Origin of the sequence: Massilia genomosp. 1 (assembly GCF_011682185.1) — a bacterium.
GTDB classification, from domain to species: domain Bacteria; phylum Pseudomonadota; class Gammaproteobacteria; order Burkholderiales; family Burkholderiaceae_D; genus Telluria_A; species Telluria_A rubra.
Genome location: NZ_WHJF01000008.1, coordinates 22,543 through 39,395, shown reverse-complemented (window position 1 = coordinate 39,395; position 16,853 = coordinate 22,543). Strand labels below are relative to the sequence as shown.

At 65.2% G+C, this 16,853-nt stretch carries 18 protein-coding genes; 5 read left to right on the top strand and 13 right to left on the bottom strand.

Annotated features, from left to right (window positions below; all coding sequences use genetic code 11):
• Window positions 1-9: 9 nt before the first annotated feature.
• From F1735_RS04760 to F1735_RS04750, 3 genes are read right to left on the bottom strand one after another with little or no spacing between them, the layout of a single operon-like run.
• Window positions 10-861 (bottom strand): HDOD domain-containing protein, encoded by an 852-nt coding sequence (locus F1735_RS04760; protein WP_167235860.1) that lies wholly within the window; start codon window positions 859-861, stop codon window positions 10-12.
• Window positions 858-1,217 (bottom strand): hypothetical protein, encoded by a 360-nt coding sequence (locus F1735_RS04755; protein ID WP_167235859.1) that lies wholly within the window; start codon window positions 1,215-1,217, stop codon window positions 858-860. Before F1735_RS04755 ends, F1735_RS04760 begins: the two co-directional genes overlap by 4 nt.
• Window positions 1,214-3,757 carry an EAL domain-containing protein gene (locus tag F1735_RS04750; RefSeq protein ID WP_167235858.1) on the bottom strand — a complete coding sequence of 848 codons (2,544 nt, stop codon included), beginning with the start codon at window positions 3,755-3,757 and terminating at the stop codon, window positions 1,214-1,216. Before F1735_RS04750 ends, F1735_RS04755 begins: the two co-directional genes overlap by 4 nt.
• A gap of 209 nt (window positions 3,758-3,966) precedes the next feature.
• On the opposite strand from F1735_RS04750, the gene F1735_RS04745 reads away from it, so the two are divergent.
• Together F1735_RS04745 and F1735_RS04740 are read left to right on the top strand one after the other, a co-directional pair.
• The gene (locus F1735_RS04745; RefSeq protein WP_167235857.1) at window positions 3,967-4,521 is read left to right on the top strand and encodes a hypothetical protein; all 555 of its coding nucleotides are present in this window, start codon (window positions 3,967-3,969) and stop codon (window positions 4,519-4,521) included.
• 234 nt (window positions 4,522-4,755) lie between these two features.
• On the top strand, window positions 4,756-5,145 hold the full coding sequence (locus F1735_RS04740; protein ID WP_167235856.1) for a hypothetical protein: 390 nt from the start codon (window positions 4,756-4,758) through the stop codon (window positions 5,143-5,145).
• A 231-nt stretch (window positions 5,146-5,376) separates the two neighbouring features.
• Here the strand turns inward: F1735_RS04740 and F1735_RS04735 are convergent, their stop codons facing one another.
• Both F1735_RS04735 and F1735_RS04730 read right to left on the bottom strand, forming a co-directional pair.
• A complete protein-coding gene (locus F1735_RS04735; RefSeq protein WP_167235855.1) occupies window positions 5,377-5,709 on the bottom strand; it encodes a Rap1a/Tai family immunity protein in 333 nt (110 codons plus the stop codon).
• A gap of 338 nt (window positions 5,710-6,047) precedes the next feature.
• The gene (locus tag F1735_RS04730) at window positions 6,048-6,893 is read right to left on the bottom strand and encodes a universal stress protein (protein ID WP_167235854.1); all 846 of its coding nucleotides are present in this window, start codon (window positions 6,891-6,893) and stop codon (window positions 6,048-6,050) included.
• A 136-nt stretch (window positions 6,894-7,029) separates the two neighbouring features.
• On the opposite strand from F1735_RS04730, the gene phbB reads away from it, so the two are divergent.
• Window positions 7,030-7,776 carry an acetoacetyl-CoA reductase gene (gene phbB, locus F1735_RS04725; RefSeq protein WP_187364154.1) on the top strand — a complete coding sequence of 249 codons (747 nt, stop codon included), beginning with the start codon at window positions 7,030-7,032 and terminating at the stop codon, window positions 7,774-7,776.
• Window positions 7,777-7,853: 77 nt separating this feature from the next.
• On the opposite strand, the gene F1735_RS04720 is transcribed toward phbB, so the two are convergent.
• The 6 genes from F1735_RS04720 to F1735_RS04695 form a co-directional block, all read right to left on the bottom strand.
• The gene (locus tag F1735_RS04720) at window positions 7,854-8,216 is read right to left on the bottom strand and encodes a TraR/DksA family transcriptional regulator (protein ID WP_167235853.1); all 363 of its coding nucleotides are present in this window, start codon (window positions 8,214-8,216) and stop codon (window positions 7,854-7,856) included.
• Window positions 8,217-8,361: 145 nt separating this feature from the next.
• On the bottom strand, window positions 8,362-8,805 hold the full coding sequence (locus F1735_RS04715) for a hypothetical protein (protein ID WP_167235852.1): 444 nt from the start codon (window positions 8,803-8,805) through the stop codon (window positions 8,362-8,364).
• Between the two features lie 18 nt (window positions 8,806-8,823).
• Window positions 8,824-9,678 (bottom strand): hypothetical protein, encoded by an 855-nt coding sequence (locus F1735_RS04710; RefSeq protein WP_167235851.1) that lies wholly within the window; start codon window positions 9,676-9,678, stop codon window positions 8,824-8,826.
• Window positions 9,679-9,825: 147 nt separating this feature from the next.
• On the bottom strand, window positions 9,826-10,602 hold the full coding sequence (gene hyi, locus F1735_RS04705; RefSeq protein ID WP_167235850.1) for a hydroxypyruvate isomerase: 777 nt from the start codon (window positions 10,600-10,602) through the stop codon (window positions 9,826-9,828).
• Window positions 10,603-10,823: 221 nt separating this feature from the next.
• Window positions 10,824-12,113 carry an MFS transporter gene (locus F1735_RS04700; RefSeq protein WP_167235849.1) on the bottom strand — a complete coding sequence of 430 codons (1,290 nt, stop codon included), beginning with the start codon at window positions 12,111-12,113 and terminating at the stop codon, window positions 10,824-10,826.
• 4 nt (window positions 12,114-12,117) lie between these two features.
• Window positions 12,118-12,564, bottom strand: coding sequence for a MarR family winged helix-turn-helix transcriptional regulator (locus tag F1735_RS04695; RefSeq protein WP_167227020.1), 447 nt, complete (start codon window positions 12,562-12,564; stop codon window positions 12,118-12,120).
• A gap of 335 nt (window positions 12,565-12,899) precedes the next feature.
• Here F1735_RS04695 and F1735_RS04690 point away from each other — a divergent pair, with 335 nt between their 5' ends.
• Complete coding sequence (locus F1735_RS04690; RefSeq protein WP_167235848.1) at window positions 12,900-13,277, top strand: hypothetical protein; 378 nt, start codon at window positions 12,900-12,902, stop codon at window positions 13,275-13,277.
• Between the two features lie 232 nt (window positions 13,278-13,509).
• On the opposite strand, the gene F1735_RS04685 is transcribed toward F1735_RS04690, so the two are convergent.
• Both F1735_RS04685 and F1735_RS04680 read right to left on the bottom strand, forming a co-directional pair.
• On the bottom strand, window positions 13,510-14,883 hold the full coding sequence (locus F1735_RS04685) for a DEAD/DEAH box helicase (protein ID WP_167235847.1): 1,374 nt from the start codon (window positions 14,881-14,883) through the stop codon (window positions 13,510-13,512).
• 245 nt (window positions 14,884-15,128) lie between these two features.
• On the bottom strand, window positions 15,129-15,908 hold the full coding sequence (locus F1735_RS04680; RefSeq protein WP_167227123.1) for an inositol monophosphatase family protein: 780 nt from the start codon (window positions 15,906-15,908) through the stop codon (window positions 15,129-15,131).
• Window positions 15,909-16,086: 178 nt separating this feature from the next.
• Between F1735_RS04680 and F1735_RS04675 the strand changes: the two genes are divergently transcribed.
• Window positions 16,087-16,848, top strand: a complete 762-nt coding sequence (locus tag F1735_RS04675) for an RNA methyltransferase (RefSeq protein ID WP_167235846.1) — start codon at window positions 16,087-16,089, stop codon at window positions 16,846-16,848.
• The last annotated feature ends 5 nt before the right edge of the window (window positions 16,849-16,853 follow it).

Here is a 16,853-nt window from a genome sequence, read left to right as displayed (position 1 = left end):
TTCGTCGCCTTAGCTGACGAGAATTTTGCACATGTCGACAAAGGTCGACTCGGTATCGCGGAACAGCTTGGCGCAGTCCGCTTCGCTCAGCGCCAGGCTCACCCACAGCGCCTGCGACATCGGCGGCGCCAGGTCGTTTTCCTCGCCGGTCAGGTCCAGCGCGGTGGCGACGATATTGGCGGCGCGCACCAGCAGCGCCAGCGTCGGCTTGCCGCCGGCGTCGACCTGGTGGTGCTTGGCCACCGCCTCCTGCATGTCGGCCGGGAACTTCCAGTAAGCGGCCAGGGCGGCCCCGGCGGCGGCGTGGTCGATCCCGATCACGGCGCGCTCGGCGTCGATGATGTAGCAATCGTGCTCGTTGCGGTAGGCCAGCATGGCGGCGTATTCGGCCGGGAAGCGGGTGGCCAGCACCAGGGTGCCGATATCGTGCAGCAGGCCGGCCGTGAAGGCAGTGTCGGGATTGAGTTTCAGGTGTACCGCCAGCAGCTTGGCGCACACGGCGGTGGCCACCGAATGGCGCCAGAAGGCCTGGAAATTGAGGCCGCCGGCCGCGTTCGGCGGAAAGCTGCCAGTCACCGCGCACGCCGTCACCAGGGTGCGGATGCTGTGAAAACCGAGCACCGCGATGGCCTGGTGGATGGTGGTGACCTTGGACGACATGCCGTAGAACGACGAGTTGGCCAGGCGCAGGGTCTTGGCCGTCAGCGACTGGTCGAGTGCGATCTTGCCGCCCAGGACATGCACATCGATGTCTTCCTGGTCCATGGAGGAGAGCAGTTCGACCACCACCGCCGACAGCGAGGGCAGGTCGCGGATGCGCTTGACGACGTCGTCGATCGAGGTGTTCGGCGGCGCGCTCATCGTGCGCTCCTGCGGTAGGCCAGCAGGCGTTCGAGCAGCACCGCGCTGGCGCCGCCGCTCGCCGCGCCGTTCAGGCAGCGCCGGAACAGGTGCGCGAGGCGCGCGCACTGGCGTTCGCGTTCGGCCTGCAAGGCGGCCGCATCGAGCGCGGCGTCGGCCGCGTTCATGCTGCCTACCACCTGCAGCTGTTCGATGCCGCGCCGCCGCAGCGAGGTCAGCGCCGCCGCGCTCAGGGTGGCGCCGGCCGGCAGCAGCACGGCGCCGCCAGCGTCGCGCAGGTCGCACGCCAGCACCATGCCTTCGCTGGCGTCGTCGATTCCGATGGTGTCTTGAACTGGCGATGTTGCAGTGCTCATAGCGTTTCCTCGCAAGCGCTAATGGTGATCAGGCTGCCGCGCGACTGCGAGTTCGCGCCCATGGGATGGGCCACCACCTGGAAGCAGCGACCGTCGATGTCGACCTGGTGGCTGCCGCTGGGGGCCAGGCCGTCGGGAAACAGTTCAGGCAGCACAATCTGCGCCTCATTGCCGAGTATCGCACCATTCTGGCGGAACATGCGCTCGGCAGCATCGTTTACAAACGCCACCATGCCCTCGTCGTCCAGGCCGATGACCGCCAGCGGCACGAATTGCAACAGTTCGCGCGCCACGTTCAGGCTGATCTCGTCGCGCGTGATCTGTTGCTGCTTCAGGCGCAGCACGTCTTCCATGCGCCGGTTGGTCGCCGCCAGTTCGTGGTTGGCGGTGCGCAATTCCAGGTTCAGGCGATCGTTGTCGTCGGCGATTTCCTTCAGGCGGAAGGCCTCGGCGATGTGGGTGCGCAGTTGTTCGTCATCCCACGGCTTGGTCAGGAACTTGAAGATCGCGCCCTCGTTGACGGCGTCGGTCACCGATTGCAGCTCGGTGTAACCGGAGAGCATGATGCGGATCGTGTCCGGATACAGGTTCTTGGCCGCGCGCAGAAAATCGGCGCCGATCATGCCCGGCATGCGCTGGTCCGACACGATCACGTCGACCGCGTTGGCGGCCAGCACATCGAGTCCTTCCTGGCCGCTGTTGGCCGACAGGATCTGGTAGCCGTCGCGCCGCAGCAGGCGTTTCAGGGCCGAAACGATATTCTGCTCGTCGTCGACCAGCAGCAAGGTGCGCGGCAGCTTCTGGATGCGCAGCAGGTGCGGCGGCACCGCGTGGCCCGAGGCCAGCAGGCTGGCGACCTGGTCGCGGTCGCACGGCTTGCCAAAAAAATAGCCCTGGATCTGGTCGCACATATTGCGCCGTAAAAAATCGCACTGGGCTTCCGTTTCCACGCCTTCGGCCGCCACTTCGATGCCCAGGTGGTGCGCCATCGAAATGATGGTCTTGACCAGGGCGGCGTCGTCGGCGCCGGTGACGATATTGCCGGTCAGGCCGCAATCGATCTTGACCAGGTCGAGCGGGAAACGCTTGAGGTAGTTCAGCGAGGAGTAGCCGGTGCCGAAGTCGTCCAGGGTCAGGCCGACCCCGAGCGCCTTGAGCTGGGCCAGGGTGGCGTCGCTCGCTTGCGGGTCCTGCATCAGGGCCGCCTCGGTGATTTCGAGCGAGATCTGGAGCGGCGGCAAGCCCGATTGCGCCAGCGCGTCGGCCACCGCCTGGGGCAGGGCGGCGTCGCGAAATTGCTTGGGCGAGATGTTGATCGCCACCCGCACCGGCGGCAGGCCGGCCGTGCGCCAGGCCACCATGTCCTCGACCGCGCGGCGCAGGCTCCAGTAGCCGAGCGCGACGGTCAGCCCGGTCGCTTCGGCCAGCGGGATGAAGCGCCCGGCGGGAATCAAGCCCATCACCGGGTGCTGCCAGCGCACCAGCGCCTCCAGCGCGCAGATGGCGCCCCGCTGCAGGTCGGCCATGGGCTGGTATTGCAGTTGCAGCTGGCTTTCGGTCAGGGCCACGCGCAGCGCCGCTTCCATCTGGGCGCGCTCGGTGGTGCGCTGGTTCATCTCGGGCGCGAAAAATTGCAACTGGTTGCCGCCCAGGCCGCGCGCGTGCGACAGCGCCATGTCGGCGTAGCGCAGCAAGGTCACGCCATCGTCGGCGTCTTGCGGATAGCGGGCGATGCCGATGCTGCACCCGGCGTGCAGGCTCTGGCCGATGACCGGGAAGGGCGCGCCGATCACGCGCACGATGTGCTCGCACACGGCATGCACCTCGGCGCTGTCGGTCACGTCGGCCAGCACCAGCACGAACTCGTTGCCGCCGTGGCGCGACAGGGTGTCCTGCGCGCGCATGCAGCCATGTACCCGCATCGCCACGCTGATCAGGAGCTGGTCGCCGGCCACGTAGCCCAGGCTCTCATTGACCAGGTTGAAACCATCGAGGGCCAGGCACAGCACGGCGACCCCGCCGGCGCGCCCCTGCGCCTGCGTCATGGCCGCTTGCAGGCGCTCGTTGAACAGGGCGCGGTTGGCCAGGCCGGTCAGGGCGTCGTGGCTCGACAGGTGAGCCAGCAGGGCTTGCTGCTCTTGCAGCTCGCTGACATCCTCGACGATGCAGAGCAGCTGGGGCGCAACAGCGGCCCCCGCCGCTGGCGCCACGCTGATGGTCCAGCGGCACCACGGCGCGCTGGCGCTGGCGCGCAGCAGCAGGGTGTGGGGCGCGCCCGCGCCGGCCACCGCCTGCAGGGCGGCGCCAAGGGGATTGTCGGGCTGGGCCTCGCCTGGCGACGCGCCAAGCGCCAGCGCGCTGGTGCCGATCAGCCCGGCCTCGGTGCGGCCCTGAAGGCGGCAAAAAGCCGGGTTGACGGCCAGGATGGGGAACGCGGCCTCGCCGGCGCCGACCAGCAGCACGCCGTTGGCGCAGGCGTCCCAGGCTGCCGCAGCGGCACCGGGGAGCGGTCGGGGGGGATGCGCGGTGTCCAATTCCATCAGCGTCTTTCAATAAAGAATGCGATTGTGCTGGCCGTGCCGGGACCGCCGCGCAAGCGGCAGTCCTTCGATTTATTATACGGAGAAATATTTATACAACGGAAGGGAAGATTTCTTTTTGTTGCTCTATGGCCTTAGGTGCGTTTGCGTACAGAGCAAAGAGGAGGGATGGTGCATGCTGGGCCATCATTAATGCAGGAGGAGTTAGCATGTCTACAATTGTTGCAGGTCATTTTCAGCTTCAGGACGACGTTGACAACGCGCGTCGCGAGCTGGTACGCGCCGGTTTTCCAGAGGACCGCATCTCGGCCTTTTTCCTGAACCAGCCGGGCCAGCATGACCAGACCGCGATCGGCGGCGACAATATGCAGTCGCCGGGCGCCAAGGAAACCCCGGAGGGCGTGGTGGCGGGCGCGGCCACCGGCGGCGCCATCGGTGTGGCGATCGGCGCGGCCACCTCGGTCGTGACCGGTCCGGCCGGCCCGATTGTCGGCGGCCTGGTCGGGGCGCACGTGGGTTCGCTGTTCAGCTTGTCGAAGATGAAGGATGCCGGCGAGACGGAAGAGGGCAGCAATGCCAACCGCTACGAGCCGCGCCAGTCGGGCATGTTGATTGCGGTGGCGGCCGAGCGGCCGGACGACGAAACGCGCGCCATCGAGGTGCTGCGCGGTTTGGGTTCGCACCATATCGAGCGCGCCAAGGGCACCATCGAAGGTGGCGACTGGACCGATTTCGATCCGCTCAGTATTCCGGTGCTGGTGTAGTAAACCGCTCGCCCGGCGGCGCTCGACGCAGCGTCCTTCATGCGCCGCCCCTGCCTTTGCGCCGGGCGGCGCGTTTGCGTTTCGATACCTGTTTCATGGCGCCTGCAACAACCCTCAGATATCGCTTCGCATGAGCAGCTTTTTGGGTATTATGCTCTTTACATAGTGCATCCACGTACCAGTCCAGCCGGGGCATCCGCGCCGGTGACTGCGTGCCTCCGGGAGAACGCGACCATGACTCAAGCCTGGCTCACCCTGACGAGCATGGACGGACGCGACATCGCCGCGCCCACCGAGGCACAGCTGGCGGCGGTCTTGGCCGAGTTGTACGCGCCGCTGCGCCAGGTAAAGGGCAAAGGCAAAGGCAAGGCCAGTGGCGCGCCCGCTGCCGCGCCCGAACCGGCCAGCGCGGCTTTGCGCTTCGGCTACGACGATGGCCTCATGTATGTGATCGAAGTGAGCAGCGGCGGCCATATCCGTTTCGAAGAATGGTCCGACCGCGACTGCGAACTGGCGCTCGCGCCGCCGCGCCGGATGAGCGCCGACCTGCCCCTGGCCCAGCAACTGTGGGCCTTGATGGCGCGCCGCCAGGTCTCGCGCATCCGCGAACTCGACTGGCATTGAGACGCTGTCCGGGCGCCTGGCGCCTGTTTCGGTATACCGCCCGCGCGCCATACTTGAACAACCGGCTCCTGCTAGCGGCTCATCGCGCAAACATGGAAGCCGTGGCCATCTGGCTCAATCAAGTCGATGTGGCCGCCGTTCGCTGCGCCCGCACCGCGGATGCAGAAAAACGCGACGACGCCGCTTCGATTGGCGATGCCATGGCGCGCAGCGTCCCGGTTTTTGCGGACTTCATGACTTGCCTGCGTTTGGCTTGCAAGGATAGAGACGGGACAGGGTTTCCAGCACCAGGACGGCAGCGTTCGTCCTGCGCCGATCAGCGCTTGATTGAGCGATGGCCTGGACGACGTCGATATGAATTTCGTGCGGTGGCGCATTGCGCGGATCGCACCAACGCTCGCCTTCCGTCAAATCCTTGACGCCATCCATATAGCCCCTGGCCGTTTCCCGATCGACGTAGGCGTCGCCTGTTGGCGTGGTATGACGCTGCGACGGGTCGCCAAGGTATTGCCGGACCAGCCTGTCACCGCTGATAGCGGTGCTGAGTGGCGCTACATGGGACATCAATCACCAGCCTTTCCGGTCGATTTATTCTGTCGTTGTCTCCAGAGCCTGCCTCGTTAGATCCGCGAAAACGTTGCGGACATGGCCTCAGGCAATGCATGGTCAGCGCGGACAAGGCGCGGGGAGCTTGCATGGCTTGCCATGCAAGGACGAACGACGCTGCCCTCTCTGGCAGGCGCGCCAGTAGGGGACCTCGAAAAACCTACTGCGCGGCGTTATTTTCACCCGGCGATGCTCACCGTACATTCGTACGGCTGCGCTTCTCGGACGAAACTGACGCCGCTCGCTACGGTTTTTCGAGCCCCCCCAGTAGCGGCGCCGATCTGGCGAGATGTGTTTTAGTGCGCCATCAGCACCGGCACGCTCATCGATTCGAACAAGGTGCGCGTGACCCCGCCCAGGATGGTTTCGCGCATGCGCGAGTGACCGTAGGCGCCCATTACCAGCAGGTCGGCATTTTTCTGCGCGACCAGCGCCAGCAGGGCCTCGCCCACGTGCTGGCGCTTGTGGGCCAGCGGGTGGATCGCGAAACTGGCGCGCACCCCGTGCCGCGCCAGCCAGGCGCGCGGATCGGCCGCCTGCGCTTCGGCCACCGTGTGACCGCCCGGCCCGGTATCGAACACCGCCAGCTCGACGCTGGTCGCGTGGCGCAGCAGCGGCAGCGCCAGGCGCAGCGCGATGGCCGCTTCGCGGCTGGCGTCCCACGACACCAGCACGCGCTGCCCGACGCTGGCGCGCTCGCCCGAGAACGGCGCGATCAGCACCGGGGTGCCGGCGTGCAGCACCACGTCGGCGGGCAGGTCGGCCAGCAGGCCCGGTCCGCCCCGATCGGGATCGGACTGGCTGAGCACGATCACATCGGCCACCCGGCCATGCAGGCACAGGCCGCCGGCGGCGTCGTCGTCGATCACGCGCCCTTCGTAGGAGGTCAGCCCGGCCGCCGCGCAGCGCGCGCTAAACGCCGCCAGCGCGGCCTGCGCCTGTTCGCGCAAAAAGCCCAGGTGCAGCGCCAGGGTGGGGTCGCTCTGGCCGGGCGGCAGGCTCGGATGGAGCGCGCGCGCCACGCCCGTCGGCGCCACCCCGACCAGGTGTCCGCCTTGCCTGGCCAGCGCGATGGCCACGCCGATGCGCCCGGAAACCGAGGGATTGTCGTCGACGTGAACGAGGATAGTCTGGTACGCCATGCATGCTCCTGTTTCGATGGCCGTGATAGGCATCATCTTAAACCATCTTTCCCCAAGCTTTGATATTGCTCAATGTTGCGCACGGTAAGCACCCTAGACTTGGGTTCGGACTTCACCACGATGACAGGAAAGCATGATGGAAATCAAAAGAGTGGCACTCGTAACCGGGGGCATGGGAGGTTTGGGTACGGCAATTTGCCAGCGTTTGCACCGGGCAGGATTCAGCGTGGCGGCCACCTATTCGCCGCACAACAGTTCGCCCGAGGGCTGGCTGGCGGCGCAGCGCGACGAAGGCTTCCGCTTTTCCGCGTACAAGGTCGATGTGGGCGACTTTGCCGACAGCGAATGGATGGTGCAAAAACTGTTGTCCGAACAGGGGCGCCTGGATGTGCTGGTCAATAACGCCGGCATCACGCGCGACCGCAGCCTGGCCAAGATGGCCCACGACGACTGGGTCGATGTCATGCGCACCAATCTCGACAGCGTGTTCAACCTGTCCAAGCAGGCGATCGAACCGATGATCGCGCAGGGCTGGGGGCGGATCATCAATATTTCGTCGGTGAACGGACAGAAAGGCGCTTTCGGGCAGACCAACTATGCCGCCGCCAAGGCCGGCATGCACGGTTTCACCAAGGCGCTGGCGCTCGAAATGGCGCGCCATCACGTGACCGTCAACACGGTCTCGCCGGGCTACCTGCGCACCAATATGGCGATGGCGGTGCCGGAGGAGGTGATGAGCAGCCGCATCCTGCCGCAGATTCCGGTCGGACGGCTGGGCGAGCCGGAGGAAGTGGCGGGCCTGGTCGCCTACCTGTCGTCGGACGAGGCGGCGTTCGTGACGGGCGCCAACATCGCCATCAATGGCGGACAGCACATGAGCTGAAAACGCCCGCGGGCGCGCGCCGGTTGGCCGCGCCTTGCGGCTCGCTGTGCGCCTGGCGCGCCCGATGGACGCGTGCGTCAGCGCTTCTCGGCGCGGGTCTGGCAGGCGATGCACAGGCGCGCTTCCGGGCGCGCCTGCAGGCGCGAAAAGCCGATCGGATTGCCGCATTCCTCGCATTCCCCGTAACTGCCGTCGTCGATGCGCGCCAGCGCCTGGCCGATGGTGCGCTGTTGCGCCACGTGGTGGCCGGCCGCTTCCAGCGCCAGGTCGTTGAGCAGGCGCACGGTGGCTTTGTCGGCGGGTGAGGTTTCGACCTCCTGCACCGCCAGGTCGCGCGGGCCGGCCGCCACCTCGGCCTCGTCGTGGCGGGCCAGTTCGGCCAGCCGCTGTTCGAGGACGGCTTTGAGAAGCGCAAGCTGCCCAGGTTCCAGTCCGTTCATGATCGAGGCTCGGGAAAGTTGATGTTGTGTTGGCGTAGCGGCCCGGGTGGCCGCGCGCGCATTGAGAGGAGTGTAGCGCGTTCGCGCGGCGCTGAATACCGGCGCACGCGCGCCGGCGCTGATGGCTATCTGGCCGGACAGAACCTTATTTGGCCTTGATCGCCTTGATATGGTCGCGCACATCCTTGAGCGCCAGCGAGACGGTGCCGGGCGCGCCGCTGGCCGCCGCGCCGGCCAGTCCGACCACCGCCGCCACCAGCCCGGTGATGTTGGCGATGACGGTGATCTTGCGGATTTTTTCGGCGGCGTCGGCGGTCAGGGCCAGCACGTGCTGTTGCGGCTGGCCCAGGCCCTTGACCACGGCGCGCGCGGCGTCCAGGTACAGGGCATGCACGTGCTGGCGCAACAGCAGTTCGTCGTCGAGCAGGGCGAAGGCGCCGTTGCGCTCGTCCTCGCCCAGCCTGGCGTCGGCCGGCGCGCGGATGGCCACCAGCGCGCGTTCATGGATGGCGCCGGCGACGCCTGATAATTGCGCGGCCAGCGCCATGATGTCTTCCACACTGGCCAGTCCGTCTTGATCGGTCTTCATAGCACACCTCGGGTCGGTTTAGTCGGTTGCCAGGCCGGCGCGAATCAGGCGCAGGTCGCGCACCACGCCGGAGAGCATGTGGCGCATCTCGGACGCGGACATGGTGGCGAGGTTTTCGCGCAGTTGCTGGTGTCCCTGCACCACCTTGGCCAGGCCCTGGCGCGCCAGGTCGATGCGGCGGTCGATCAGGCGGTACTCGCTGGTCTTGGCTTGCACATGGGCGCGCGCCAGGGTGTACAGCAGGCGGTCCTGCGGCCGGTCGGCCAGGGGCAGGGCCACCTCGAAAAAGCCGAGCACGGTTTTCTTTTCATTCTCGTGGGCGCTGGCGTAGATGTCGGTCAGGCTGATCATCGCGTCGAGCAGCACGCGCACATCGGCGTCGCCTTCGCGCACCATGGTTTCCACGCTCTCTTTCTGGAAGTGCGAGGTGATCGCGCGCGTCAGCAGGCGCGTCAGGCCGGTGTAGGCGGCCACCTGCTTCTGGCCGAGCGTGGTGTTGCTCATGCCGCTCAGGCCCACGCTAAAGGTGTCGATCTGCGGCGTGAAATCGTAGCGCCCCTGGCCCGCCAGCTGGCTCAATGTCTGCATGTACAGCACCACGGCTTGCTGGATGGCCACGAAGTCGTTGTAGGCGGCGTGCCGCCTGGCGTCGTTGTCCCTGGCGACTTTTTCGGCGGCGGGCGGCAGGTAGGGTTGCTCGCGCAGATAGGTGTCGCGGTAGCGCGTGGACAGTTCGTCGTAGCCGCCCAGCCGGGCCGAGGCGTCGGCGAATTCGCGCACCTCCTCCAGGTTGACCCGGTTGCTGGCGCAGCCGCCCAGCAGCAGGCTGGCGGCGAGGAGGGCGGAGGTGCAGAGGGTGCGAAGGGCGTTCATACATCCTTTCAGGCTGGCGCGGGAAGGCTGGCCAGAAGTTCCTATTCTTGCGCCGTTGATTTGAATCCAGTTTGCTTAAAGTCAAACTTCGCTCATGTTTCCATTGGCGAAATATGCCGACGATCATGTTGTTGATTTTGCCATGAATTAAGTAAATACGCGACGCCAATGCAGGCCGGCGATGGTCTCGCCGCGCGGATGGTATTCGCAGCCGACCCAGCCTTTGTAGCCGAGTTCGTCGAGCAGGGCGAACAGGTAGCGGTAATGGATTTCGCCGGTGCCCGGTTCGTGGCGGCCCGGGTTGTCGGCGGCCTGGATGTGGCCGATCAGGGGCAGGTGGGCGCGGATCGTATTGGCCAGTTCGCCTTCCATGCGCTGCATGTGATAGATGTCGTATTGCATGAACAGGTTCGGCGCGGCGCACTCGGCGATCACCGCCGCAGCCTGGGCGCTGCCGGTGAGGAAGTAGCCCGGCATGTCGTAGGTGTTGATCGGCTCGATCATGAGGTCGATGCCATGCGCGGCCAGTTGGGCGGCGGCGAAGCGCAGGTTGGCGATGTAGGTCTGGTGCGCGTGTTCGGGCGCGAGGCCGGGCGGCACGATGCCGGCCAGGCAGTGCAGGCGGCGCACGCCGAGCGCGACGGCGTAGTCGAGGGCCAGCGCCACGCTGTCCTGGAATTGGCCGGTGCGGCGCGGGTCGCAGGCCAGGCCGCGCTCGCCCGCGTTCCAGTCGCCCGGCGGCAGGTTGTGCAGCACCAGTTGCACGCCGCAGCGCGCCAGGCGCTCGGCGATCTGGTCGGCGTCGACAGCGTAGGGGAACAAGAACTCGACGCCGTCGAAACCATTGGCGCGCGCGGCGGCGAAGCGGTCGAGGAAGCTCACTTCGGTGAACATCAGGCTGAGGTTGGCGCAGAATTTGGGCATCGGGAGACCTGGACGTTGGCAAGCCGCTATCGTAAACCACATTGTTGGTCGTGGCGTGACCTCAATACGCCGGGTATTGAAGCGTCGGCGCTGCATCTTCTTATCACTAGCGAGGCTACTTCCCCGGCGGTATTGAGATCACAGATTGTGACCTCAATACCGCAGGTTCGCAGGCATCGTGCCGGAGGCTGTCCGGATCACGCTGTCCGCGCCCCTGGACCTTACTTGCCTGACGTCGGCATTGCCCCATCCGCAATCGTCCCCATCGGCGTGAGCAGCCAGGCCAGCAGCGCCGCCCCCACCAGGAACAATCCGGCGCCACCGAACAGTTGCGCCAGGGTCATGTATTGCAGCAGCCAGCCGGTCAGCGCGGCCGACAGTGGCGCCACGCCCATGACGATGAACATGAAGATGCTCATGGCCCGCCCCAGCATGGCGCGCGGCACGCGTTGCTGCAGCCAGCTGAACACGGCCACCTGCATGAAGCCGCCCAGTACGCCGATCGCCAGCAGCAGAGCCGCCGCCTGCCAGGTCGCCGCCACCAGCCCCAGCGGGACGAGCAGCAGCCCGACCAGCACATCGACCAGCAGCACCGTGGTGCCGAAATTGCGGACCCGGAACTTGCCCAGCACGCCGCTGAGCGCCATCCCGGCCAGGCTGCCGGCCCCATGCACGCCCATGATCAGGCCCAGCGCCGAGGCGCCGTGCAGCACCGTCTTGGCCAGCACCGGCAGCGCCACCTGCATCGCGCCGCCCACCACGAAAGCGCACAGGCCCCAGTACAGCATGCTGGTGCGCAGCGCCATGTCGTTCCACACCATCTTGACGCCGGCGCCGACCGCGCGCAGCACCGGTTGCGGCGCCGTTTTCGGCGCCGCATGCAGCAGGCGCACCTTGGACAAGGTCCAGGCCGACAGCAAGAAGCTGGCGCTGTCGAGCGCGAAGGCGATGCCGATGCCGTTCGCGTTAGCGGCGCCGCCGGCGCGGCTGCCGTCGCCGAACAGCGCGATCAGCATGCCGGCCAGCAGCGGCCCGGCCAGCATGATCACCTGGCGGATCCCCATCATCACGCCGTTGGCCAGCGGCAGTTGCGCCGGCGCCACCACGTTCGGCAGCATCGAGGTGCCGGCCGGGATGCTGAAGGCCGAGGCGAAGCCGATCGCCAGCGCCAGCGCGCCGATCAGCAACAATTGTGTGTGGCCGCTCAAGACCATCGCTGCCAGCAAGCCCAGCAAGACGGTATTCACGTACTTGCTGATCATCAGCATCGACTTGGGCGAGTAGTGGTCGACCAGGGCGCCGCCGAGCAAGATAAACACGGCGCGCGGCACGCTCATCAGGGCAATCACCAGGCCCATCTTGAGCGGGTCGCCGGTGCTCACCAGCACCAGCCAGGGCAGGGCGATCATGGTGAACTGGTCGCCCATGGCCGAGATGATGGCGCCGCCCATCATCCAGCGGAAATTCGGCTCGCCCAGCAGGGCCGCGCGCGCTTGTTGTTGATCGTCCATGGGCTTAGCTGTTGCTCAGGTTGATGCCGGCGATCTGGCCCAGGATGGCCGACATCGCTTCGAGCTGGTCCGGTGGGAAGGGACGCAGCGCTTCGCGGCTGATCAGGTCGACGACATCGCTGGCGTTGAGCGCCAGTTCCTGCCCGCTGGCGGTGATGACGGCAAAGCCGACGCGGGCGTCGCGCGGATCGGCTTCGCGCGTGACCAGGCCGATCTTTTCCAGCGGCAGCAGGCTGCGCGTGATGCCGGACGCGGTCAGTCCCAGCCGCTCGGCCAGGTCGACCCGGCGCAGGCGGCCGCCCGGTGCGCGGCTCAGGTGGTTGAGGATCTGGAAGTCCGAAAAGCTGATACCGTGGTGTCCGCCCAGGGAATTGTCGAAGCGGCGCAGGAGGGCCGCGTTGGCGCGCGCCATGCGCAGGCACAGTTCGGCATGGGAATTCAGTTCATTCATTGCGATCTCCTTTAGTAAAGCAGTATAGATGTTTGATTGAGCAAGTATATATGCTTTTCAAGCGCATGCACACACATTCATACAGCCGATGTGGCAACGCGGTGGAATGAGCACCCGCGGAAGGTGTTGTGGAGCAATCATTCACCGATAAATAGTGTCTGAAAAATAACTTGTTATGTTAGCATCCCGATTTGCCCGACACCCTGCGCGCCAGGCCGTGGCGAACGTGACCTTGGCAGGCGATCGACCGGCCGAGCTCGTTTTTTGAAAGGCGCCGCGTTGAGCGGCATATCACAAAGGGTAAAGCAGTGTATTCAAACGGGTGGATCCATCAAATGAGTTGTGCAGTGGCGTGCGCCATTGCATGCGCTTTTGCAAGTGGCATGGATGTGCGACCTGCCTCTGAAGTTGCGGGGAAGTGTATTTTGGAACCGGAATACGACGCAGCCGTCAAGCTGTCGGGACGGGCGGATCAGTTCATTGACGACGGCGATTACGTCGCTGCGATGACCTTGCTCGATCAGGGAATTGGCATCGTGGGAACTGCGTATTACAGTGAGGATATCATTGACGACACGGGAATGAAGCTGGTGCTTTCTCACATCAAGCAAGAGGAGGGGGTGCTCGCCATGGCGGCAAATTTGAGAAGCAGGGTGCTTTCTTCAAGGTTGGCAGTGTATGGCCGGCGTCTTGAATGCAAGAAGAAAAAATAGGAGGCAGCCAATGCGTGTCCAGGCTGTGTTTCCTGCTTGCCTTGTCGCGGGCAGCGCAACACTCGCCATCGCCATCTCTGGCTCCCTGAAATAGTGCTGCACAGGTGTTTGAGTGCGCAAGCATGCGCACCTTAAAAGCGCGTAGTCACCAAGGTCCGTCCATCGTTGCGGATGAATGGACAGATGACCACGCGCCAAGGCGTGCGTCCGGCCAGCCGGACTAGCTGCTTACTTAACGGCCACGGCCACCCGAACGGTGCGGCGCCGCCGGACGCGGACCGCGCGCGCCAGCCGTACCGCCACCACCGCCGCCGCCGCCACCAGCGCTGCGTGGCTTGGCCGGAGCACGGCCACCGCCAACCTTGACCACTTGCCCGCCGCCGGAGCGGCCACCACGGCCGCCATGGCCTGGCGCGCCGCTACGCAGTTGCACAGGCTGTGCGCGTGCGGTCGGGTCCGGCTCGAAACCGGCGATGATCTGGCGCGGCAGGGTTTGCTTGATCAGCTTTTCGATATCCTTGAGCATGTCGTGCTCGTCCACGCAGACCAGCGACACGGCTTCGCCGGTGGCGCCGGCGCGGCCGGTACGGCCGATCCGGTGTACATAGTCTTCAGGAATGTTCGGCAGGTCGTAGTTGACCACGTGCGGCAATTGGTCGATATCGATACCGCGCGCGGCGATGTCGGTCGCGACCAGCACTTGCAGCGCGCCATCCTTGAATTCCGACAGCGCCTTGGTGCGCGCCGACTGGCTCTTGTTGCCGTGGATCGCCATGGCGCCGATGCCATCGGCGCCGAGTTGCTCGACCAGCTTGTTGGCGCCGTGCTTGGTGCGGGTAAATACCAGCACCTGCGTCCATTTGTTCGACTTGATCAGGTGCGACAGCATCGGATGCTTCTTGTCGCGGTCGACCGGGTGGATCTTCTGCGAAATGACTTCGACCGTCGAATTGCGGCGCGCCACTTCGATCATGGCCGGCTTGTTCAGCAAGCCATCGGCCAGGGCCTTGATCTCTTCCGAGAAGGTGGCCGAGAACAGCAGGTTCTGGCGCTTCGGCGGCAGGGCGGCCAGCACTTTTTTGATGTCGCGGATGAAACCCATGTCGAGCATGCGGTCGGCTTCGTCCAGGATCAGGATTTCGACCTTCGACAGGTCGACCGTGCGCTGTTCCATGTGGTCGAGCAGGCGGCCTGGCGTTGCCACCAGGATGTCGACGCCGTGCTTGAGCTGCTTGATCTGCGGATTGATGCCGACGCCGCCGAAGATCACGGCCGAGTTCAGGTTGGTGTACTTGCCGTACACGCGCACGCTTTCCTCGACCTGGGCCGCCAGTTCGCGGGTCGGGGTCAGGATCAGCGCGCGCACCGAGCGCGGCGAGGTTTTGCTGCCCTGGGCCGCGCCGACCGCATCGGTCGAGAGGCGGTTCAGGATCGGCAGGGTAAAACCGGCGGTCTTGCCGGTGCCGGTCTGTGCGCCCGCCAGCAGGTCGCCGCCGTTCAGCACGGCGGGAATCGCCTGGGTCTGGATCGGGGTCGGGACGGTGTAACCGTGTTCGGTTACGGCACGAACGATAGCATCGGACAGGCCGAGTTTAGAAAATGACATGATAACTTTATGGTGGAGATCGGCCCGTCGCTCATGCAATAAGCGCCAGTCGCAGGCAATCAATATTAGAAAATCGTGGTGGCAAAGGCACTGGAAACGGTGCCACCCGACATTGCGGCATACACAGCGATGCTAAATTTAACAGAAATCAGTTTCGCTGTGGAAATTTCACGTGCGGCTTGTGAAGCCTGGCGGAGGGAAAGCGGAGGCCTTACACGGCCTCCGGTACAGCGTCACGGCGTATTTTACGCGAAAGGCGCGAGCAGCGTGACCATCTGGCCAAACACCTTCGGGCTGGCGGCGATGATATCGCCCTTGTGCAGGTAGTCGGACTCGCCGTTGAACTCGCCGACGATGCCGCCCGCTTCCGTCACCAGCAGCGAGCCGGCGGCGATATCCCAGGCTTTCAAGCCCTTTTCGTAGAAGCCGTCGCTGCGGCCGGCGGCCACGTTGGCCAGTTCCAGCGCGGCCGAGCCGGCGCTGCGCACGGCCTGGCAACGTTCGGCGACGACGCCGTACATTTTCATGTATTCAGCCAGCGCGCGCGGGCCGGCGGCGTGGCCGGAGCACAGCAGGGTGTTGGCCAGGCGGTCGTGTTTGGTGACGCGGATACGCTTGTCGTTCAGGTAGGCGCCGGCGCCTTTGCTGGCGGTGTACAGGTCGTTACGCACCGGATCGTAGATCACGGCCTGCGTGACGATGCCGCGCTGGGTCAGCGCGATCGAGACGCAATAGTTGGGATAGCCGTGCATGAAATTGGTGGTGCCATCGATCGGGTCGATGATCCAGGCGAATTCACTCTCGTCGTTCAGGTTGGCGGATGCACCCGATTCCTCGGCCAGGATGGCATGGTCGGGATAGGCTTTGAGCAAGGTCTCGATGATCGCCTGTTCGGCCGCCTGGTCGACATCGGTGACGAAATCGTTGTGTTGTTTTTCAGTAACACTGATCCGGTCGACGTCGAAGGACGCGCGCTGGATCACGGTGGCGGCGCGGCGAGCTGCCTTGATCGCCGTATTGAGCATTGGGTGCATGTGGAGCTTCCGTTAAAAGAACGCTAACGCCCACGGCGCCCCCTTGGGCGCAGCGTACGGTAGAGAACAAGAATGAATTAAAGAGCGGTGCGGCGGCGAACTGGTTAAAATCGCGGGCTGGTCAGCCCTGTTTTTACTCATACGCCACTGCGCGATAGCGCTATTTTAAATGAACACGCCCGAAATCAACACGTCTGTTTTCAAACGCCTGCGATTTGTCCTGGTCGAGACCAGCCGCGCCGGCAATATCGGCGCGGTCGCGCGCGCCATCAAAACCATGGGATTTTCCGACCTGGTGCTGGTCAACCCGCGCTTCCCCGATGCCTTGCAAGACCCGGAAGCGGTGGCGTTCGCCAGCGGCGCCCAGGACGTGCTGACCGGGGCGCGCATCGTCGGCAGCATCGGCCAGGCCCTGGAAGGGTGCAATTTCGCCGCGGCGGTGTCGGCGCGCCTGCGCGAATTCTCGCCGCCGGTGTGGACTCCACGCGCGTTCGCCGGCCATGTGGCGGGGCAGGGCGAGTTGTCGGCCGCGCTCATTTTCGGCAACGAGCGCTTCGGTTTGCCGAACCAGATCGTCGAGCAGTGCAATGTGCTGATCAATATTCCCGCCAATCCCGACTATTCCTCGCTCAACCTGGCCCAGGCGGCCCAGGTGCTGGCCTATGAATGCCGGGTGGCCGGCGACACCGAGGCCCCGGCGCCGAGCGCGATCGGCTTTCATGGCGATTCGGCCAGCCTGGACCAGGTCGAGGGCATGTATGTACACCTGGAACAGGCGCTGGTGGCGATCGACTTTCTCGACGCCGACAATCCCAAGAAGCTCATGCCGCGCCTGAAACGCCTGTTTGCGCGCACCCAGCTCGAGACCGAGGAAGTAAACATCCTGCGCGGCATTGCGCGCCATATCCTCAAGGCGCGCGGCCAATCGTGATGCGC

Bases quoted from the DNA above. Each gene is read 5' to 3' on its own strand.
- F1735_RS04760 (WP_167235860.1), bottom strand. From the start codon at position 861: ATGAGCGCGCCGCCGAACACCTCGATCGACGACGTCGTCAAGCGCATC.
- F1735_RS04755 (WP_167235859.1), bottom strand. From the start codon at position 1,217: ATGAGCACTGCAACATCGCCAGTTCAAGACACCATCGGAATCGACGAC.
- F1735_RS04750 (WP_167235858.1), bottom strand. From the start codon at position 3,757: ATGGAATTGGACACCGCGCATCCCCCCCGACCGCTCCCCGGTGCCGCT.
- F1735_RS04745 (WP_167235857.1), top strand. From the start codon at position 3,967: ATGTCTACAATTGTTGCAGGTCATTTTCAGCTTCAGGACGACGTTGAC.
- F1735_RS04740 (WP_167235856.1), top strand. From the start codon at position 4,756: ATGACTCAAGCCTGGCTCACCCTGACGAGCATGGACGGACGCGACATC.
- F1735_RS04735 (WP_167235855.1), bottom strand. From the start codon at position 5,709: ATGTCCCATGTAGCGCCACTCAGCACCGCTATCAGCGGTGACAGGCTG.
- F1735_RS04730 (WP_167235854.1), bottom strand. From the start codon at position 6,893: ATGGCGTACCAGACTATCCTCGTTCACGTCGACGACAATCCCTCGGTT.
- phbB (WP_187364154.1), top strand. From the start codon at position 7,030: ATGGAAATCAAAAGAGTGGCACTCGTAACCGGGGGCATGGGAGGTTTG.
- F1735_RS04720 (WP_167235853.1), bottom strand. From the start codon at position 8,216: ATGAACGGACTGGAACCTGGGCAGCTTGCGCTTCTCAAAGCCGTCCTC.
- F1735_RS04715 (WP_167235852.1), bottom strand. From the start codon at position 8,805: ATGAAGACCGATCAAGACGGACTGGCCAGTGTGGAAGACATCATGGCG.
- F1735_RS04710 (WP_167235851.1), bottom strand. From the start codon at position 9,678: ATGAACGCCCTTCGCACCCTCTGCACCTCCGCCCTCCTCGCCGCCAGC.
- hyi (WP_167235850.1), bottom strand. From the start codon at position 10,602: ATGCCCAAATTCTGCGCCAACCTCAGCCTGATGTTCACCGAAGTGAGC.
- F1735_RS04700 (WP_167235849.1), bottom strand. From the start codon at position 12,113: ATGGACGATCAACAACAAGCGCGCGCGGCCCTGCTGGGCGAGCCGAAT.
- F1735_RS04695 (WP_167227020.1), bottom strand. From the start codon at position 12,564: ATGAATGAACTGAATTCCCATGCCGAACTGTGCCTGCGCATGGCGCGC.
- F1735_RS04690 (WP_167235848.1), top strand. From the start codon at position 12,900: ATGAGTTGTGCAGTGGCGTGCGCCATTGCATGCGCTTTTGCAAGTGGC.
- F1735_RS04685 (WP_167235847.1), bottom strand. From the start codon at position 14,883: ATGTCATTTTCTAAACTCGGCCTGTCCGATGCTATCGTTCGTGCCGTA.
- F1735_RS04680 (WP_167227123.1), bottom strand. From the start codon at position 15,908: ATGCTCAATACGGCGATCAAGGCAGCTCGCCGCGCCGCCACCGTGATC.
- F1735_RS04675 (WP_167235846.1), top strand. From the start codon at position 16,087: ATGAACACGCCCGAAATCAACACGTCTGTTTTCAAACGCCTGCGATTT.